The sequence below is a fragment of the Streptomyces sp. A0592 genome (assembly GCF_004795115.1).
GTDB lineage: Bacteria > Actinomycetota > Actinomycetes > Streptomycetales > Streptomycetaceae > Streptomyces > Streptomyces erythrochromogenes.
Genome location: NZ_SSBM01000006.1, coordinates 200,655 through 219,312, shown reverse-complemented (window position 1 = coordinate 219,312; position 18,658 = coordinate 200,655). Strand labels below are relative to the sequence as shown.

General features: G+C 73.3%; 14 protein-coding genes. 5 read left to right on the top strand and 9 right to left on the bottom strand.

Features of this window, described 5'->3' with window-relative positions; translation table 11 throughout:
* The first annotated feature begins 61 nt into the window (after positions 1–61).
* The gene (locus E6U81_RS11980) at positions 62–2,842 is read left to right on the top strand and encodes a SpoIIE family protein phosphatase (RefSeq protein WP_136230059.1); all 2,781 of its coding nucleotides are present in this window, start codon (positions 62–64) and stop codon (positions 2,840–2,842) included.
* A gap of 57 nt (positions 2,843–2,899) precedes the next feature.
* On the opposite strand, the gene E6U81_RS11975 is transcribed toward E6U81_RS11980, so the two are convergent.
* The 3 genes from E6U81_RS11975 to E6U81_RS11965 all read right to left on the bottom strand — a co-directional run bounded on the left by E6U81_RS11975 (position 2,900) and on the right by E6U81_RS11965 (position 7,638).
* A complete protein-coding gene (locus tag E6U81_RS11975; RefSeq protein WP_136230058.1) occupies positions 2,900–4,966 on the bottom strand; it encodes a SpoIIE family protein phosphatase in 2,067 nt (688 codons plus the stop codon).
* 201 nt (positions 4,967–5,167) lie between these two features.
* Positions 5,168–6,532: an MBL fold metallo-hydrolase gene (locus E6U81_RS11970; RefSeq protein WP_136230057.1), complete on the bottom strand. Its 1,365-nt coding sequence runs from the start codon at positions 6,530–6,532 to the stop codon at positions 5,168–5,170.
* Complete coding sequence (locus E6U81_RS11965) at positions 6,529–7,638, bottom strand: sulfite oxidase (RefSeq protein ID WP_136230056.1); 1,110 nt, start codon at positions 7,636–7,638, stop codon at positions 6,529–6,531. The genes E6U81_RS11970 and E6U81_RS11965 overlap by 4 nt, the downstream gene beginning before the upstream one ends.
* Before the next feature lie 340 nt (positions 7,639–7,978).
* Here E6U81_RS11965 and E6U81_RS11960 point away from each other — a divergent pair, with 340 nt between their 5' ends.
* Both E6U81_RS11960 and E6U81_RS11955 read left to right on the top strand, forming a co-directional pair.
* Entirely contained in the window at positions 7,979–9,862 is a 1,884-nt protein-coding gene (locus E6U81_RS11960) for an alpha/beta hydrolase (protein ID WP_136230055.1), read from the top strand.
* Between the two features lie 77 nt (positions 9,863–9,939).
* On the top strand, positions 9,940–10,404 hold the full coding sequence (locus E6U81_RS11955) for a hypothetical protein (RefSeq protein ID WP_136230054.1): 465 nt from the start codon (positions 9,940–9,942) through the stop codon (positions 10,402–10,404).
* 46 nt (positions 10,405–10,450) lie between these two features.
* Here the strand turns inward: E6U81_RS11955 and E6U81_RS11950 are convergent, their stop codons facing one another.
* Complete coding sequence (locus E6U81_RS11950; protein WP_136230053.1) at positions 10,451–11,665, bottom strand: aromatic amino acid transaminase; 1,215 nt, start codon at positions 11,663–11,665, stop codon at positions 10,451–10,453.
* A complete protein-coding gene (locus E6U81_RS11945; RefSeq protein WP_240803773.1) occupies positions 11,658–12,644 on the bottom strand; it encodes a DMT family transporter in 987 nt (328 codons plus the stop codon). Before E6U81_RS11945 ends, E6U81_RS11950 begins: the two co-directional genes overlap by 8 nt.
* 127 nt (positions 12,645–12,771) lie before the next feature.
* On the opposite strand from E6U81_RS11945, the gene E6U81_RS11940 reads away from it, so the two are divergent.
* On the top strand, positions 12,772–13,254 hold the full coding sequence (locus E6U81_RS11940; protein ID WP_136230052.1) for an Lrp/AsnC family transcriptional regulator: 483 nt from the start codon (positions 12,772–12,774) through the stop codon (positions 13,252–13,254).
* 9 nt (positions 13,255–13,263) lie between these two features.
* Here E6U81_RS11940 and E6U81_RS11935 read toward each other — a convergent pair whose 3' ends face one another.
* The 4 genes from E6U81_RS11935 to E6U81_RS11920 form a co-directional block, all read right to left on the bottom strand.
* Positions 13,264–13,782, bottom strand: a complete 519-nt coding sequence (locus tag E6U81_RS11935) for an O-acetyl-ADP-ribose deacetylase (RefSeq protein ID WP_136230051.1) — start codon at positions 13,780–13,782, stop codon at positions 13,264–13,266.
* A 41-nt stretch (positions 13,783–13,823) separates the two neighbouring features.
* The gene (locus E6U81_RS11930) at positions 13,824–15,242 is read right to left on the bottom strand and encodes an NAD(P)/FAD-dependent oxidoreductase (protein ID WP_136230050.1); all 1,419 of its coding nucleotides are present in this window, start codon (positions 15,240–15,242) and stop codon (positions 13,824–13,826) included.
* Positions 15,243–15,315: 73 nt separating this feature from the next.
* Positions 15,316–16,140 carry an inositol monophosphatase family protein gene (locus tag E6U81_RS11925; RefSeq protein ID WP_136230049.1) on the bottom strand — a complete coding sequence of 275 codons (825 nt, stop codon included), beginning with the start codon at positions 16,138–16,140 and terminating at the stop codon, positions 15,316–15,318.
* Positions 16,141–16,275: 135 nt separating this feature from the next.
* Positions 16,276–17,097, bottom strand: a complete 822-nt coding sequence (locus E6U81_RS11920) for a helix-turn-helix transcriptional regulator (protein WP_240803779.1) — start codon at positions 17,095–17,097, stop codon at positions 16,276–16,278.
* Positions 17,098–17,238: 141 nt separating this feature from the next.
* On the opposite strand from E6U81_RS11920, the gene E6U81_RS11915 reads away from it, so the two are divergent.
* The gene (locus tag E6U81_RS11915; protein ID WP_136230047.1) at positions 17,239–18,654 is read left to right on the top strand and encodes an MFS transporter; all 1,416 of its coding nucleotides are present in this window, start codon (positions 17,239–17,241) and stop codon (positions 18,652–18,654) included.
* Positions 18,655–18,658 lie beyond the last annotated feature (4 nt).

Genomic DNA, 18,658 nt, shown 5'->3' with positions numbered 1-18,658 from the left:
GTGTTAGAAAGGGCTCATGACCGGACGTTTTGGTCGACAGCCGACCGGGAGGGGTTCGCGCATGTCCGCGCGCCTGTCCCGGGGGGCGCACAGTGTCGCCGGTCAGGTCTTCGCCCTCCAGGCGGTGATCGTGCTGCTGCTGATCACCGCCGCCGCGCTGGCCCTGGTCTTCCAGGCCCGTTACGACATCCAGCGCGACGCCCGCAACCGCTCCCTCGCGGCCGCCGAGGCCTTCGCGCACGCCCCCGGCCTGCCGGAGGCGCTGATGTCCCGGGATCCGACGGCCGCGCTCCAGCCGCTGGCCGAGGCCGCCCGCAGGGCCTCGGGCCTCGACTTCATCGCGGTGATGGACGTCCGCGGGGTCCGCTACACCGACTCGCGGCCCGAGCTGATCGGCCAGCGCGCCTCCGACGTCTCCCGGGCCGTCGCCGGGGAGTCCTTCACGGAGGTCTTCGAGGGCCAGCCGAGCGACGCCGTCCGGGCCGTGGTCCCCGTGCGGAACGCGGAAGGCGCCGTCATCGGCCTGGTCGGCACCGGCATAGAGGTGGAGAACGTCTCCCACGCGGTGGAGGGGCAGCTCCCGCTCCTCGTGGGCGCCGCGGCCGGCGGTCTGCTGCTCGGCACCGCCGGCGCCGCCCTGGTCAGCCGGCGGCTGCTGCACCAGACCCGGGGTTTGGGCGCCGCCGAGATGACCCGGATGAACGAACACCACGAGGCCGTCCTGCACGCCGTACGCGAGGGCGTCCTCATCATCGGCAACGACCAGCGGCTCATCCTGGCCAACGACGAGGCCCGCAGGCTCCTGGACCTGCCGCAGGACGCCGAGGAGCGCGCCGTCGGCGGCCTCGGCCTCGACCCCCGCACCACCGAGCTCCTCGCCTCGGGCCGGGTCGTCACGGACCACGTGCACCTGGCGGGCGACCGGCTGCTCGCGGTCAACGTGCGGCCGACCATGGCGTACGCAGGGCGGCCGGCGGGCCGCGTGGTGACCTTGCGCGACACGACCGAGCTCGCGTCGCTGACCGGCCGGGCCGAGGTCGCCCGCAGCCGCCTCCAACTGCTGTACGACGCGGGCGTGCGGATCGGCACCACGCTGGACGTGGTGCGGACCGCCGAGGAGCTGTCGGAGGTGGCCGTACCGCGCTTCGCCGACTTCGTGACGGTGGAGCTGCTGGAGCCCGTACTGCGCGGTGACGAGCCCTCGGACGTCGCCGGCGTCTACACCGAGATGCGCCGGGCGGCCATCACCGGCGTGCGCACCGACTCGCCGCTCCAGCCGGTCGGCGACGTCATCCGGTTCGAGGTGCCGACGGCCCCGATGGCGGCGGCCCTGGACGAAGGGCACGCGGTGCTGGCGGCCGATCTGAACGCCGCCATGGGCTGGCGGGCCCAGGACTCCGAGGGGACCCGCGTGGCCCTCGACTACGGACTGCACTCGCTGATCTCCGTACCCCTCCAGGCCCGCGGGGTGGTCCTGGGCATGGCCAACTTCTGGCGCGCCGACACCCCGGAGCCCTTCGACGAGGAGGACCTGTCCTTCGCGGAGGAGCTGGGTGCGCGGGCGGCCGTCTCCATCGACAACGCCCGCCGCTTCACCCGCGAGCACGCGGTGGCCGTCACCCTCCAGCGCAGGCTCCTGCCCAGGGTGCTGCCCGACCAGAGCGCCGTGGACGTGACCTACCGCTACCTGCCGGCGAAGGCCGGGGTGGGAGGCGACTGGTTCGACGTGATCCAGCTCCCGGGCGCCCGCGTGGCGCTGGTCGTGGGCGATGTCGTCGGCCACGGGGTGCACGCCGCGGCCACCATGGGCCGGCTGCGGACCGCGGTGCACAACTTCGCCACCCTGGACCTGCCGCCCGACGAGCTGCTCGGACACCTGGACGAGCTGATCAACCGGATCGACCAGGACGAGGCCAGGGGCGGGGGCGGAAACGCGGACGGGGACGGTGACGGGGGCGCAGCGGACGGGGAGCACGCGGGGCCCGCCGGTGCGTCCGAGCGCCCTTCCGCCGTCACCGGCGCCACCTGTCTCTATGCGGTCTACGACCCGGTCTCAGGGCGGTGCCGGATGGCGAGCGCCGGACATCCCGGGCCGGCACTGATCCGCTCCGACGGCCGGGTGGAGTTTCCCGAGCTGCCCGCCGGACTCCCGCTCGGCGTGGGCGGGATGCCCTTCGAGGCCGTCGAGTTGCAGCTGGCGGAGGGGAGCCGGCTGGTGCTCTTCACGGACGGTCTCGTGGAGGACCGCGACCGGGACTTCGACACCGGGCTGCAGTTGCTCGCCGAAGCGCTGTCCCGTCCCGGCCGCAGCCCCGACCAGGCGGCCTCGGACGTGCTCGCGGCGATGCTGTTCCCGGCGCCGAGCGACGACATCGCGCTGCTGATCGCGGACACCCGGCGGCTGGAGGCGGACCGGATCGCCGAATGGGAGGTGCCCGGAGAGCACTCGGCCGTGTCCCGGGTGCGCAACGCCGGCTCGGCGCAGCTCGTCGAGTGGGGCCTGGGGGACATCGCCTTCGCCGTGGAGCTGATCCTCAGCGAGCTGGTCACCAACGCGATCCGGTACGGGAGCGCGCCCGTCAGGGTCCGCCTGCTGCGCGACCGGAGCCTGATCTGCGAGGTCTCCGACGGCAGCAGCACCTCACCGCACCTGCGGTACGCCGCCACCACCGACGAGGGCGGGCGCGGGCTGTTCCTCGTCGCGCAGTACGCCGAACGGTGGGGCACCCGCTACACGGACCGCGGGAAGGTCATCTGGGCCGAGCTGCCGCTGACCGGCGGCGCGGAGCCGCAGCCGCCGGCCCAGCCGGACCTGGACGCGCTGGAGGACATGGCCTGGTGACGCGGCGGTCCCAGGGGGCCGCCGGGGTCCGCCCGGGGCCCGTTCCCGGCGGGCGGGTCACAGCGGCCGGGAGCGGGCCAGCAGCATGGCCACGTCGTCCTCCTGGGCGCTGGGGAGCAGCCGCCGCAGGATCTGGTCGCACAGTCCCTCCAGGGGCTGTGCGACCCCGTGCAGGGCCTGTCCCAGCTGTTCCATGCCCTGGTCGAGGTCGCGGTCGCGGGCCTCGATGAGTCCGTCGGTGTAGAGGACGAGCAGACTGCCCGGGGGCAGGTGCACCTCCTCGGTGCGGAAGTCCCGCCCGCCGGCTCCCAGCGGGGTCCCGGGCGGGCCGTGGAGAAAGGTCACTGACCCGTCGGTGGCGACGACGGCGGGCGGCGGGTGGCCGGCGCGGGCGATCACGCAGGTGCCCGATGCCGCGTGGTGGACGGCGTACACACAGGTGGCCATCTCGTCCTCGCCGAGGTCGGCGACGACGGCGTCGAGGGAGCGGAGCAGTTGTGCGGGGGGTACGCCGTGGCGCGCGAGGGTCCGTACGGCCGTGCGCAGCTGGCCCATGACGGCAGCCGCGTGGATTCCGTGGCCCATGACGTCGCCGATGACGAGCCCGGTGCGGCCGCCGGGCAGCGGGATGGCGTCGAACCAGTCGCCGCCGACGTCGTGGTCGCTGGCGGGGAGGTAGCGGCCGGTGAGTTCGAGGCCGGGGACTGCGGGCAGGACGCTGTTGGTGAGGCTGCGCTGGAGGGTCAGGGCGGCCTGGCGCTGGCGGGTGTACATGCGGGCGTTGTCGATGTTGAGGGCCGCCCGGGCGACGAGCTCGTCGACCAGTACGCAGTCCTGCTCGTCGAAGGGCTCGCGCTCGCGCGTCCGGGTGACGGCGACGGCTCCGAGCACGGTGCCGCGGGCGACGAGCGGGACGAGGCGGGCCGAGCCCAGGGTGGCCAGGTAGGACCGCAGGGCGTCGGCGCGCGGGGAGGTGATCAGTGCCGGGATGTCGGAGACGTAGAGGTTCATGGGCCGGCCCTCGGTGATGACCTGCTCGTAGACGGTGCCCGCGGGGATCTGGAAGGTCTGGCCTGCGGCGAGTCTCGCGGTGGGGGCCGTCGGGTCGGGGAAGTGGGCCGCCAGGCGGCGCAGGACCCCGCGGGCGGAGGCCGCGGGCGCTGCGCTCTCGTCGGGGCCCAGGACGGATTCCAGCAGCTGGACGTCGGCGGAGTCCGAGAGCTGCGGCACCAGCAGTTCCACCACTTCCTGGGCGGTCCGGTGCAGGTCCAGGGTCGTGCCGATGCGGGTGCCGGCCTCCGCGAGCAGGGCGAAGCGGTGCTGGGCCAGCTCGGCCTCGGCCTGGGCCCGCTGGCTCTCGGTGATGTCGATGAGGGAGGCGATCAGGCCGAGGGGGCGCCCGGAGCCGTCCAGGAGCGGGGCGTAGGAGCAGGACCAGGTCCGGTCGTGCTCGGGGTCGGCGGGGGTCCGCCCGGTGCGGCGGACGTCGACGACGGCGGTGCCGCGGTCCAGGACCTGCCGCATCGTCGCCTCCAGGGCGGCGGCGTTGACGCCGGGGACCACTTCGGTGAGCCGTTTGCCGAGGTGCTCGGCGGCGGAGACGCCGTTCATCCGGGCGAGCGCGTCGTTGACCCGGAGGAAGCGCAGGTCGGGGCCGAGGGTGGCGAGGCCGATGGGCGACTGGGTGAACAGGCTCTGCAGGGCGGCCAGGGAGTCGCGCATGTGGAGGACCTCGGAGGTCTCCACGGCGATGAGCAGGGCGCCGGTCCGCCCGGAGGCGTCGACGGCGGGGACGATCCACATCTCCATCACGACGCGGTGCCCGTCGCGGTGGCGCACGGGGAGGGTGCCGACGACGGTCTCGCCCGCCTGGACGCGGCGGGTCAGCTGGTCGGCGAGCTCGTGGTTGGCCTCGGGGACCAGTACGGAGGTACCGGGGCGGCCGAGGATGTCCTCGGGGCGGTGCCCGAGCAGGTCCTGGGCGGCCAGGGACCACTCCGCGATGCGCCCGTCGGCGTCCTCCCGCCACAGGGCGATCGGCAGCAGCTCGCGGAGCACGCCCGCGTAGCCGACAACCGCCGCCGGCGGGTCCGGCACCTCGCTCGTCGACTGGTACGTGTCCACACCGACCTCACCCCGGGGGCCTGATTCCTACCGATTCACCCTATCCGAGGCATCGGCGCCGGGCGCTGTGTCCGCCGGAAGGGCGGGTAGGACCAGTACCTCCGCGGGGGCGGCGGGAAACCGGGCGACGGCACACCGCGACGGCACACCGCGCGACGGGGAGCCGGTCGACGGGGCCGTGCGGTGGCCCCCGGCCCCCGGTCAGGCGTGCGCGATCAGATCCAGGGCGCCGCCGCTGATGACCGCGGTCACCGGGATCCCCGCCCGGTCGATCAGGCCCGCCGCGACGGCCGCCCGGCGGCCGCTGCCGCACACCACCCAGAGCTCCCGGTCCCGGGGCAGCTCGCCGATCCTGCGGGGCAGTTCGGCGAGGGGTACGGCGAGGGAGCCGGGGAGTCCGCCCTCGGGGCGGTCCGGCCGCACGTCAAGCACCCGCCTGCCGTCGGGGTGCCCGGCCAGCGCGGCCGCGTCCGCGGTGCGGAAGGTGCGCAGCGGCCGGCCGGCGGCCGCCCAGGCGTCGATGCCGCCCGCCAGGTACCCGGCAATGTCGTCGTATCCGATCCGCAGGAGCTGGGCCACCGCCTCGTGCGCGGCGTCCGCGGCCGGTTCCGGCAGGACGAGGACGATCCGTGTGCCGAAGGGCACGACCTCGGCGACCAGGCTCGCGAAGCGCTCGTCGAGCTCGTCGCAGATCGAGTCGGGCAGGTGGCCGGCGGCGAAGGCCGCCCGGTCGCGCGCGTCGACGATCTGCGCGCCGCCGCCGGCGAGCCCCTCCACCATGGCCGGGGTGAGCGCGCGGAGCACGGGCGGGCCGCCGAGGACCCGCGGCCCGTGCCGGTTGACCGGTGCCATGTGGCGGTAGTAGGCGGGGTACGCGGGCAGGTCCGACAGCCGTCCCCTGACGAACTCCTCCTCGTCCTGGGCGGTCAGGACGGGGTTGGTGCGCCGCTCCGCGCCGACCGTGCTGGTCCGCTCCCCCGACACCGGGCCGGCCGCGCAGGAGCTGCCCGCGCCGTGCGTCGGCAGCACGCGGGTGCCGTCCGGGAGCAGGGCGAGCCGGCGCAGGGTCCGGTACTGGGCCCGGGCGAGTTCCTCCGTGCGGCCGCTGCCGGACAAGTCGGTGCGGCCGGCGTTGCCGACGAGGAGGCTGCCTCCGGTGAAGACGGCCGACGGGGCGGTGCCTGCGTCGTCGAAGACCAGGTAGGAGGTGTGTTCGGCGGTGTGGCCGGGTGTTTCCACGGCCCGTACGGTCGCGTCGCCGACGCGGATCTCGTCGTCCTCGGCCATGGGCAGGTGGTCGAAGGCGTACGGGGCGCGGGCCGGCCCGGCGACGGTGGCGCCGGTCGCCGCCCGGACCTCCAGCGCGCCGGAGACGTAGTCGTTGTGCACGTGCGTCTCCAGGACGTACCGGATCCGGACGCCCTTGGCGGCGCAAGCGTCCATCAGCCCCCACACGTCCCGCTGCGGGTCGACGAGGGCGGCCTCGTCGCCGCTGACGAGCAGGTAGCTGGTGTCCCCGAGGGACGGGGTGGCGATGACCTCGATCGTCGCCTCGGAACCGTTCATACGACCACCACTTCTACGGAGGCCACGGGGTTGCAGCCGTAGCCGCGGGCGTTCCACGGGGCCTGCGGCGGCTGTGCGGCGCCGCGGGCGTCGGTCGCGCGGGACAGCAGCCGGTACGGTCCCGGCTGCTGCGGGGTCCACCGGTAGGACCAGCCGCGCCAGGCGTAGGGGCCGGCCGGCGGTTCGAGGACGGCTTCGTGCCAGCCCCGGACGTGGTCCGGGTCGCGGCCGTCGTCCTCGTGTTCGGCCCGCACCTCGACCCTGCGCACGGGCACCCCGTCGCCCGACCAGGCGTGGCCGCGGACCAGGGTCTCGTGGCCCCGGCGCAGGTCCTCGTCCGGTGCGGGTTCGGTGATGAGCGACTTGACCCGCAGGCTCGTCACGGGCCCTTCGGGGGTGCCGTGCGGGGTGACGTAGAGGTATTCCTCGGCCTGGAAGACCCCGGTGAAGGGTGCGGTCACGGCCCGCGCCCCGACCAGCCACTTCACATCTGCGACGGCGTAGCGGCCGGGGACCACCAGGCGGACCGGCGCGCCGTGCTCCGGGGTGAGCGGCTCGCCGTTCATGCGGGTGGCGAGGAGGGTGTCGGGGTGGCGGGCCGCGGCGAGCGGGAGGCTGCGTTCGAAGGGGGTCCGGCGGCCGCGGACGGTGCCGGAGTCGGCTCCGGTGAAGACGACCTCGACCGCCTCCGGGTCGATGCCGGCGCGGTCCGCGAGGATGCGGAAGGGCACGCCCTCGAAGTGTGCGCAGCCGACGGCCCGCTGTCCCCAGGGCAGGCCGGGCGGGGCCGGCCGCATCAGGCTGCGGCCGTTCCCGGCGCATTCCACGACGACGTCGAGCTCGCGGTGCTCCAGCGCCAGCAGTTCTTCGCTGTCGATGGAGAAGGCGGTGGCCACGGCGCCGCCGACCTGGAGCCGCCACCCGCCGGGGTTGGTGGGCGGGAGGCCGAAGTGGTCGCGTACGAAGAAGGCCGCGACGGGGGTGACGGGCCCGGTCAGCGCGGCCGACGGGGTCTGGGCGTTGGAGGGGTCGGCGGTGACCGGCTCGGGTGTCCAGACGGTGGCGCCGGGCCCGCGGGCGACCCGGAAATCCGGCGCTGCGGTCATGTCACACCTCCCGTCGGCCTCGTACGGAGCGCGACGCGAATTTCTTCCAGCCTACGTCCCGAAAAGTATTGACTCAGGACGAATAGGGAGGAGACTCACTAATACACCGGATCACCGGAAAGAGCCGCACCTCCCTCAGGAGACGTCCTGGGGCCCGAGTGACTTCGATCCAGGCTCTGGCCAGGCCCCCGGCAGGACTTGTCGACCACGGGAGCCATCGGCGACGGCGGATGGCTCATGGAAACGACGGACTGCCGGGGACTGTCATGTCCACGGACACCCGTAGGTAAGATCCCGACCATTGCATTCGCAGATACGTACGGGGTCGGTGATCGCGGGGATGGACTACGCAACGCTGAAGGCGCTCAAGCCTTCGGAGTTCACGGAGGCGGCGGACGGTTACCGAGCGGTCAGCAGCATGGCCGACCACGCCTATGCGAGCGCCGAGCAGCAGATCACGACGCGGCTCCGGTCCGGGCTGAGGGGCAGGGCGGTGGACGCCGCGGTGGAGCAACTCCAGCTGCTGGCGAAGAACTTCCACTACACGCAGGTCGAATGCGGGCTCGCCGCGACCTCGCTGAACGCTCTGGCGGCCTCGCTGACGACGGCCAAGTCGAAGCTGGACGCCGCACTCGCGGACGCGGAGGCCGCGAAGTTCTCGGTGGGGGCGGACGGTTCGGTCAGCTACCCGCCCGCCGGCGAGGAGAAGGACGGCAGGCTGCCCGAGGGCGGCACGGTCACCGGCAGTGCCAAGGGCAAACCGTCCGGGAACGTCATCGACCCCGCCAAGGACGCGGGTGACCTGTCCGCCGCGCTGGAGCGGCAGGCCGCCAACATCCACCCGAACCCGAACTTCGGGAAGGCGGTGGAGATGGCCAACCGGATCGCGCAGGCCGTCGCCGAGGCCACCGAAGCCGACACCCAGTGGGCCCCCAGACTCCGCAAGCTCAAGGCGGACGACGACTTCGTCGTCTCCGAATCCGACTGGGCCGACGTCGCGGCGGACACCGGCCAGGTGCAGGCCGGGGCGAAGGACTACCTCGCGCACATCAAGCCCCCGCCGCCGAAGGGCAGCGACCCCGAGCTGAACGCCGAATGGTGGAAGGGCCTTTCCGACAAGGAGAGGGAGGCCTACATCACCCTCCGGCCGGCGAGCGTCGGGGCCATGAACGGCCTTCCCGCGGACGTCCGCGACAGCGCCAACCGCACGGTCCTCGCGGAGACGCACGGCCTCTACAAGACGGAGCTCAACGGGATCCCCAAGGAACCCGAGCCCAAGTACCACTACGTCCAGCGCGGGCGGGCGTGGATGCGCGAGGAGACCGACGCCTGGAGCGCCTGGAACGACAGGCACGGGGACCGCAAGGCCCACCTGGAGGACCGGCTGCAGGGGATGGACACCATCCAGAAGCGTTTCGACGAGAGCGCCGAGCGCGGGCTGCCCCAGGCGTACCTGCTCGGTTTCGACGCCGAGGCGAACACCGACGGCCGGGTGATCCTGGCCAACGGCAACCCCGACACCGCGGACCACACGGCCGTCTTCGTGCCGGGCACGAAGACGACCCTGGGCAGCATCGAGGACGAGGCCGCCAAGAGCGACGCCCTGTGGCGCGAGTCCTCGGCGCTGGCGCCGGGGAAGTCGGTGTCGACCATCACCTGGTTCGACTACGACGCCCCGAACACCATCGTGTCCGAGGCGACCCAGGACAAGTGGGCGCAGCAGGGGGCTCCGACCCTGCGGCAGTTCCTCGACGGCACCGATGCGGCCCACCGGTCGGCAACCGGCGACAGCTCGCACACGACGCTCATGGGCCACAGCTACGGATCCACGCTGATCGGCGACACGGCGAAGTACCGCAGCGAGTACGCCGACACCTGGGACGATCCCCTGCCCGTCGACGACGTGGTCGTGGCGGGCAGCCCCGGCATGCAGGCGGACCACGCCGCCGACCTCGGCTTCAAGCCGAAGCACGTGTGGGCCATGGAAGGCGGGGGCGACGACAACTTCGTCACGGGCGGCGGTCGCTTCGCCGGCCTCGGCGACAACTGGACCATTCCGACCGACGAGTCCTTCGGCGCCAACAAGATGCGCAGCGACTCCCCCGGCCACGGAAACTTCTGGGACGAGGCGGACGGCAAGGCGTCCCTCAGCCTGCGCAACCAGGCGGCCGTCATAGCCGGCCGCTACGACCAGGTCGATCTCGAAAGGGCTGCTCCGCACTGATGATCCGCAGGAACAGGCACAACGTCATGGCACTGGCGCTCCTGGGCGCCCTGACCCTCGCATCGGGATGCACACTCATGGACAGCGAACCCTCCGACAAGCGCACCTACGACCCGCAGCCCCGCGCCCACCAGGACGTGGAGAAGGAGGTCGGCGACCTGTCGAGCAGGGCCCTCGACATGACCCGGGTCAAGGGCAAGGTGACCGACGGGGGGCCGGCGACCTATCCGTGCGGCACGGGCGAGGAGAAGAAGCAGGGCATGCGCAGCGTGCGGCACGTCTGGTCCGTGTACGGCGTGGACCACGACGCCCTCGGCCAGGGCATGAAGAACCTCGCCGCGCAACTGCCGCAGAACGGCTGGAAGGTCGTGAAGAACGGCCCGAACGAGAACACCGCCGCGAAGACGCCCGAGGTCCTCGCCGTCCACGAGGCGACCCACACCCAGCTGGAGGCCAAGTGGATGGACGGCTCCGACGGAGGCGAGAACCTGATCAACTTCGCCGTGTACTCCCGGTGTTTCAAGGACACGGACGTCAAGTGACGCCCGGGTGACTTCCGCGCGGGCGCGGAAGTCACCGCCGGCGGCCTCAGGCCGGTTCGCGCTGGCGGGGCACCTCGGCCGCGTCCAGGACCGCCGCGATCCCCTGGGCCAGGCACGGGATGCGGTGGGCCGGGATGCCCGCGATGTTGATGCGCCCCGAGGTCGTCCCGTAGATGGCGTACTGCCTGCGCAGCCGGAGCATCTGGTTCGGGGTCAGCGGCAGCATCGAGAACATGCCCTTCTGCCGGGCCAGCGAGCGCGCCTGCTCCGTGCAGCCGAGATTGCCGAGATGGGCGGTCAGATCCGCCCGGTTGGCCATGATCCGGCCGCGCATGACGTCCAGTTCCGCCCGCCAGGAGGCCCGCAGCCCCTGGTCCTGGAGGATCGTCGTCACGACGGCGGCGCCGTGCTCGGGGGGCATGGAGTACAGGGTCCGGGCGGCGTTCTGCAGGGCCGTCTCGGCGTGCCGCACGGCCTGCCGCGAGGCGCCGAGCACGAGGGCGCAGCCGACGCGGTCGCTGTAGAGGCCAAAGTTCTTCGAGCAGCTGACGGCGATCAGCATCTCGGGCACCCGGGCCGCGAGCATCCGCGTGGCCAGCAGGTCGGCCTCCAGGCCGTCGCCGAGCCCGTGGTAGGCGAGGTCGACGAAGGGCACCCAGCCGCCGCGCTCGGCCGACTCGGCGAGCGCCTCCCAGTCGTCCAGGAGGGGGTCGACGCCCGTGGGGTTGTGGCAGCACCCCTGGAGCAGGACGACATCGTCGCGCGCCGCGTCCGCCAGCTCCCGCAGTACGCCGGCCGTGTCGAAGCCGCCCTCGGCGTCCCGCCACCCGTAGGTGCGGACCTTGAGTCCGGCGGCCTCCAGGATGGGCCGGTGGTTGACGTACGCCGGGTCGCTGATCCACACCGTGGCGCCCGGGCGGGTGCGGAAGATCAGGTCGGCGAGCAGCCGCAGGGCGCCGGAGCCCGCGACGGTCTGGACGGCCGCGGCCCGCTCGCGGGGCCCGTCGGGGCCCAGGACCAGGTCCAGCAGGGACTCGTTGAAGGCGGTGTTGCCCGAGAGGCCGCGGTACTCCTTGGACTCGGAGGCCTGCGCGAGCCGGAGCTCGGCCTCGCGGACGGCGGCCATGACCGGGGTGGTGCCGGTCTGGTCCCGGTAGACGCCGAGGACCAGGTTCAGGCGTTCGGGCCGCTCGTCGCCGCCGAACTCGTACGTCAGGTCCCACAGCGGGTCGGTGGGCGGCGTGGGGAGGAGCTCAAGCATCTGCGGGGACCTCGGGTCGGGGGCGGCGGTTGGCGAGGACGACGCCGGCGGTGATCAGGGGGACGCCGACGAGGACGGCGGCGGTCGGTGATTCGCCGAGCAGGGGGATCGCGAGCAGGACGACGGCGACGGGGCTGAGGCTGCCGACGACGGAGCTGCGTTCGGCGCCGAGGCGGCGGATGGCGAAGGCGTACAGCAGGCCTGCGCACAGCCCCACGCCGAGGCCCTGTACGACCAGGAACAGAGCGATGTCGGAGCCCGCGGCGTGTGCGATCCCGGTGGGCAGGACGCCGGTCAGGACGAGCAGTCCGATGATCGCGAAGGAGGGCAGGCACAGCAGTCCGATCGATCCGACGGGATCGAGGTCCACCTCGCGCAGCCCCACGGTGTAGAGGGCCCACAGGCCGCTGGCGACCAGCAGGATGCCGGATCCGGCGAGGACGTCCGTGTCCACGGGGACGACATAGCGCCAGACGAGGGCGACGACGCCGGCCGCGATCAGCGCGAGGCCGACGGCCTGCATGCCCCTGGGCACGCCGTGACCCCGCCGGATCATGATCAGCGAGACGAAGAGCGGGACCATGCCGGGGACGATGGAGCCGACGAAGGCCGCGGAGGTCAGGGATCCGCCGTGCATCGCGGCCAGGAAGAAGGGCACCCCGGCGCCGCAGACGATCTTCAGGGCGGGACCCGGCCGTACCGCGGCGATGGCGCGGCGGCGCCGCCACAGGGCGGGGAAGAGGACGACGAGGGGAAGGCCGAACCGCAGCAGGGCCGCGTCCGCGGGGAGCAGCGAGGAGCTGCTCAGGGCGCGGGCGCTGAGCGCGAACGCCGCCCAGATCGACACCGTCACCAGCAGTGCCAGCATGCCCTGGGCATGGGGGGAGAGCCCGCGCCGGCCGGGGTGTCCGGCGCGCGGGTCCGCCGCATCGGGAGGCAGGGTCGCCCGGGTGGTGTGCGTCGCGACCAAGGAATCCACTCCAGCCTCCGGATCGCGGACCGGTCCGGTCCGCTCACAGGCAACGCTAGGGCTTCGGCCGGGGCAGCCGATTGCCAGTTCTGCCTCTCGGACATACGTTTGGGGCAGAATCTGCCAAGGAGGGGCCGTGGACGCAGTCGATCTGCAGATCATCCGGGAGCTGCAGGCGGACGGACGCCTTTCCAACCAGGACCTGGCCGACCGCGTCCGGCTGTCCCCGTCGCCCTGCCTGCGCCGGGTCCGGCGGCTGGAGGAGGCGGGCCTGATCCGCGGCTACACGGCCATGGTCGACCAGGTCGCCTTCGGACTGCCGGTCACCGTCTTCGTCCGGATCCGCCTGGAGCGGCACACGGCGGAGGCAGTGCGGCTCTTCGAGGAGCACGTGGCGGTCATCGAGCACATCCAGGACTGCTACCTGATGGCGGGGAGCAGCGACTACCTCCTCCGGGTCGTCATCGAGGACCTGGAGGCGTACGAGGCCCTGGTGCGCCACCGCATCCACGCCATCCCCGGGATCGCCTCGATCGAGTCGAGCTTCGCGTACGGCAGCGTGAAGCAGTCCCGGACCTATCCGCGGCCGGCGCCGGGCGCCGCCCGGCGCCCGCGCTGACAGCACCGTCTAGTGGGAGGCCTCGACGGCGGCCTCGAAGGCGGCGTGGGCGGCCTCGTCGAAGAGGACGAAGCGCACCTCCTGGACCTGCGTGCGGGCGGCCAGGACCGTGCGGACCGCGATCCTCGCCCCGTCGTCCATGGGCCAGCCGTAGATGCCGGTGGAGATGGCCGGGAAGGCGACCGTACGGGCGCCCAGCTCGTCGGCGACGCGCAGCGACTCGCGGTAGCAGGAGGCGAGCAGCTCCGACCGGTCCTCTTCGCGCGACCAGACAGGACCCACCGTGTGGATGACGTGCTCGGCGGCCAGCCGGCCGGCGGTGGTGGCCACGGCCCGGCCCGTCGGCAGGCCCTTGCCGTAGTGCCCGCGCCGCAGGTCCTCGCAGGCCGCGAGGATCTCCGGGCCGCCCTTGCGGTGGATGGCGCCGTCGACCCCGCCGCCGCCGAGCAGCGAGGAGTTCGCGGCGTTGACGATGGCATCGGCCTTCTCGGCGGTGATGTCACCGCGCACGAGGGTGATGCGGACCATCGGGAGTCCCTTCGCAGGTGGGGTCGGGGCGGGCGGCGGCCTCAGGAGGCCTTGCGCAGGTGGCGCCAGACCGCCTTGGCGGCGTTGTGACCGGACATGCCGTGGACGCCCGGGCCCGGCGGGGTCGCCGAGGAGCAGATGAAGACCGCCGGGTGGGCCGTCGTGTACGGGGAGAGGCTGAGCCGCGGGCGCAGCAGGAGCTGGAGGCCCGAGGCGGCTCCGCAGGCGATGTCGCCGCCGATGTAGTTGGGGTTGCGGGCGGCGAGCTGGGGCGGGCCGGCGGTGGCACGAGCCAGAACCAAATCGCGGAAGCCCGGCGCGAAGCGCTCCAGTTGGCGCTCGACGGCGTCGGTGAGGTCGCCCTCCCAGCCCGCGGGGACGTGCCCGTACGCCCAGAAGACGTGCTTGCCCTCGGGGGCCCTGCCGGGGTCGGCCAGGCTGGGCTGCGCCGTGATGAGGAACGGGGTGCGGGGGGCCCGGCCGCCCGAGGCGAGCTGCAGGGCGGCGTCGATGTCGCGCGTGCGCGGGCCGATCTGGACAGTTCCGGCACGGCGCGGCTCCTCGGCGGTCCACGGGACCGGGCCGTCCAGCGCGTAGTCGATCTTGAATACGGAGGCGCCGTACCGGTAGCCGTCGTACGCGCGCCCCAGGCGGGCGATGCGGGCCATGGCGGTCGGCGAGGTGTCGAAGACGTAGGCGCGGGCCGGCGGGAGGTCGTCGAGCCGCTTGACCTCGAAGTCCGTGTGGATCGACCCGCCGAGGTCGCGCAGGTGGGCGGCGAGGGCGTCGGAGATCGCCTGGGAGCCGCCGCGGGCCATCGGCCAGCCGCCCGCGTGGGCGGCGAGGGCGAAGACCAGGCCGACGGCGCCGGTGCCGATCCCGCCGAGCGGTGCGATGACGTGGGCCACCAGCCCCGCGAACAGCGCCCGCGCCCGTTCGTCCTGGAAGCGGCGCAGCAGCCAGGTCGAGGGCGGCAGGCCGGCGAGCCCGAAGCGGGCGAGGGTCACCGGGTCGCGGGGCAGCGCGGTGTTCGGCAGGGACATGAAGTCCCGGGCCAGGGTGTCCCACCGGCCGAGGAACGGTCCGACCAGGCGCCGGTAGGCGCCCGCGTCACGCGGCCCGAAGGACGCCGCGGTCTCCGCGACCGAGCGCGAGAGGACGGCGGCCGTTCCGTCGTCGAAGGGGTGCGCCATGGGCAGCGGGGCGTGCAGCCATTCCAGCCCGTACCGCTTCAGGGGCATCGTGGCGAAGACCGGCGATCCGGCGCCGAGCGGGTGCACCGCCGAGCAGGGGTCGTGCCGGAAGCCGGGGAGGGTGAGCTCCTCGGTCCGGGCTCCCCCGCCGACCGTGTCGGCGGCTTCGAAGACGGCCACCGAGAAGCCGCGCCGGGCCAGTTCGACGGCGGCCGTCAGCCCGTTGGGCCCCGCCCCCACCACGACCACATCGAAAATCGACGGCACTTGCGACTCCTTCGTTTCCGGCGGCGGCGCCTGCACCCCCAGGATATGGCGACGTGTACGCGGGACCGGCCCCCTACGCTCCGCGGAGGAGGTCCCGGATGCGTACGGTGGTGGCCTCGTCCCGCCCGACGGCGAAGGGCAGGGCGTTGTCGCGGTCCACCCGGAAGGGGACCCCGTCGACGGTGCTCTGGGTACCGCCGGCCTCGGCGACCAGCAGCAGCCCGGCGGCGTGGTCCCAGGCCGAGGGCCAGGTGAAGGCGAGGGCGTCCATCTCGCCGCGGGCCACCTTCAGGTACTCCAGGCCGGCCGAGCCGCAGGGCCGGGCCGCGACTCCGGGCACGTCCAGCCGGGCCAGGGTGCGCTTGTTCTCGACGGTGGTGTAGAGCGGGTGGGCCATGGCGACCCGCAGGTCGGCGCCGGGTTCGGGCGAACCGCTGTGGATCCGCTGCCCGTTGACGTACGCGCCCTGCCCGCGCACGGCGGTCGCGAGCTCCTCCAGCGCCGGGGCGAAGGTCCAGGAGGCGAGGATCTCCCCGTGCTGCGCCAGTGCGACCAGGGTGCAGAAGGCCGGGTCGCCGTTCACGAACTGGCGGGTTCCGTCGACGGGGTCGACGATCCACACCGGGGCGTCGGCGCGCAGCGCCTCGTACACGGTGGGGTCGGCGTGGACGGCTTCCTCACCGACCACGGCCGAGCCGGGCAGCAGTCGCGTCAGCGAGGCCGTGAGGTGTTCCTCGGCCTTGCGGTCGGCGACGGTCACGAGGTCGTGCGGGCCGCTCTTCTCGACGACCTCGTGCTCGGCGAGCTGCCGGAACCTCGGCATGATCTCGATCGCCGCCGCCTTGCGGACGGCCTCTTCCACATCGGGCAGGCCCTGGGCCAGGAACTCATCGATCATGCCTCCAGCAAAGCACGCCGGGCCGACAAACCCCACCGCCGGTACCGGACACGGAGGCGGACACCGGGTGACCTCCGGGTGAACCGCCTCGGGGTTCGCTCCCGGGCCGCCCCTGGGGCCGCCCCCGGGGCGGGGTCAGCCGGCGACCGGGTACATCGATCCGCGCCGGCCCTCGGGTGACGTCAGCCACTCCAGCTTCTCGGCCGTTCCGGTGCCCGGCTGCGGGGTGTGCAGCACGATCGCCAGGTCGGGGCGGGCCGGTATCCGCAGCTGGGTCGCCTCCACGTGGAGCGCGCCGACGACCGGGTGCTCGATCTCCTTCTGCGTCTGCCCGCCCGGGCGCACGTCGCCCCGTTCCCACAGTTCGGCGAACTCGGGGCTGAGCTCGCGCGCCTCCTCGATGACCGCCCGGAAGCCGTCGTCGTGGGGGTTCTCCGAGCAGGCGGCCCGGAACTGGGCGACCACCTGGCCGGCGATCTCCTCCCAGCGCGTGGCGCGGGACCGGTAGATCGGGTCGGTGAAGAAGGCGATGAGGCAGTTCTGCACGATCTCCGGGCGCATCCCGAAGACCAGCGCGGCCGCGTCGTTGTAGAGGACGGTGTTCCAGTACGCGTCCATGATGTGCGCGGGGAACGGCATCCAGGCGTCGATCAGCCGCTTGAGGCCGTCGCACATGTCCCGGTCGGCCGGGGCGACCTCCAGGGCGGGCGGGTTGAGCCCGGCGAGCGCGTACAGGTGCCGGCGCTCGGCGCTGGTCAGCTTCAGCACCCGGCCCACCGAGTCCAGGACCTGCCCGGACACCGTGATGTCGCGGCCCTGTTCCAGCCACTGGTACCAGGAGACACCGACCCCGGCGAGCACGGCGACCTCCTCGCGGCGCAGGCCCGGGGTGCGGCGGCGGGCCCCGCCGTCCGGCAGGCCGGCTTCCGTCGGGGTGATCCGGGCCCGTCTGCTCATCAGGAACTCGCGCAGTTCGGACCGTCGGCGCTCATCGGTCGCTGTCGCCACAAACTCCCCCTGTTCGGCTGCCTGGTGGTGCCACCAACAGGATAAGTTCCCACTCTGCACAGTCATTCCCGGGCCACGAGGGTGGTGGCCATGGCGATCGACACACACACCACGACCACCGGGCCGCACACGGCGGCCCCGGAGAACGGCCGGCTCTCCGGGCGGGCCCGGCTGGTCCTCTTCGTACTCTGCGCCGCCCAGTTCATGGTGGCGCTCGACTTCTCCGTACTGAACGTGGCCCTGCCGGTCCTCGGCGAGGACCTGGGGCTGAGCCGGTCCGCACTGCAGTGGGCCGTCACCGCGTTCGCGCTGCCGTCCGGCGGCTTCCTGCTCCTCTTCGGCCGGATCGCCGACCTGTACGGCCGCAAGCGGCTGTTCCTCACCGGCCTGGTCGTCTTCGGCGCGGCCTCCGTGCTCGCGACCCTCGCGTGGGATCCGGCGTCCTTCCTGGCCGGGCGGGCCCTGCAGGGCCTGGGGGCGGCGGTCATCGTGCCCACCGGCATGTCCCTGCTGACCACGACCTTCCCGGAGGGTCCGCTGCGCGACAAGGCGCTCGGCATCTCCGGGACCCTGATGTCGCTCGGTTTCACCGTCGGGATGGTGCTCGGCGGTGTCATGACCGACACCCTGGGCTGGCGCTCCACGATGGGCCTGCTGGCGGTGGCCGCGGTGGTCGTCCTGGTACTCGCCCCGGGGCTGCTGCCGGAGTCGCGTACTCCGCACCGGCCGCGCCTGGACGTGCCCGGGGCCGTCACGGTCACGGGCGGTCTGCTCGCGGTGACCTACTCCCTGTCGACGGCGGCCCGGCGCGGCTTCGGCGACGTGGACGTCTGGGGCACGCTGGCGGCCGGACTGGTTCTGCTCGCCGTGTTCGTGGCGGTGGAGTCCAAGTCGCCGGCCCCGCTGGTCTCGCTGCCGATGCTGGGTCGGCGCACGGTCGCCTGGGGCAACTTCGGTGGTCTGATCACGTTCTCGATGATGTCGACGATCATCTTCGTCCTGACGCTCTACCTCCAGGAGACGCTGGAGCTGTCGCCCTTCCGGACGGGTCTGGTCTTCGGCATCCAGGGCATCGCCTCCGTCGTCGCAGGGGCGTACGCGCCGAGGGTCATCGGCCGCTTCGGCGCCCGCCGCACGCTGGTCGGCTCGCTGGCCGGCCAGGGCGTGCTGGGAGCGGCGCTGCTCGGCGTGGGCGCGGAGTCCGGCGCCCTGCTGGCGACCGCGGCCGTCTCGCTGGCGAGCATGTGCCACCTCGGCGCGATCATCTCGTACGGGGTGGTCGTCACGAGCGGCGTGCCCGACGAGGAGCAGGGGCTGGCGACCGGTCTGGTCACCACGACGCAGCAGACCGGCCTGACCATCGGCATCCCGCTGCTCGGGGTGCTGGCGACGACGCAGGCCACGCTGTTCGGCGGGGTGCGGACGGTGCTGGCGGTGGACGCGGTGATCGTGCTGGCGGCGGCGGTCCTGGTGGGCCTCGGCCTGCGCGGCCGCGGGAAGGCCTGACCCC

Excerpts from the sequence above, each read along its gene's own strand:
- E6U81_RS11965 (WP_136230056.1), bottom strand. The coding sequence starts at position 7,638 with ATGACCGCAGCGCCGGATTTCCGGGTCGCCCGCGGGCCCGGCGCCACC.
- E6U81_RS11970 (WP_136230057.1), bottom strand. The coding sequence starts at position 6,532 with ATGAACGGTTCCGAGGCGACGATCGAGGTCATCGCCACCCCGTCCCTC.
- E6U81_RS11935 (WP_136230051.1), bottom strand. The coding sequence starts at position 13,782 with ATGGTCCGCATCACCCTCGTGCGCGGTGACATCACCGCCGAGAAGGCC.
- E6U81_RS11950 (WP_136230053.1), bottom strand. The coding sequence starts at position 11,665 with ATGCTTGAGCTCCTCCCCACGCCGCCCACCGACCCGCTGTGGGACCTG.
- E6U81_RS11980 (WP_136230059.1), top strand. The coding sequence starts at position 62 with ATGTCCGCGCGCCTGTCCCGGGGGGCGCACAGTGTCGCCGGTCAGGTC.
- E6U81_RS11920 (WP_240803779.1), bottom strand. The coding sequence starts at position 17,097 with ATGAGCAGACGGGCCCGGATCACCCCGACGGAAGCCGGCCTGCCGGAC.
- E6U81_RS11925 (WP_136230049.1), bottom strand. The coding sequence starts at position 16,140 with ATGATCGATGAGTTCCTGGCCCAGGGCCTGCCCGATGTGGAAGAGGCC.
- E6U81_RS11915 (WP_136230047.1), top strand. The coding sequence starts at position 17,239 with ATGGCGATCGACACACACACCACGACCACCGGGCCGCACACGGCGGCC.
- E6U81_RS11960 (WP_136230055.1), top strand. The coding sequence starts at position 7,979 with ATGGACTACGCAACGCTGAAGGCGCTCAAGCCTTCGGAGTTCACGGAG.
- E6U81_RS11955 (WP_136230054.1), top strand. The coding sequence starts at position 9,940 with ATGGACAGCGAACCCTCCGACAAGCGCACCTACGACCCGCAGCCCCGC.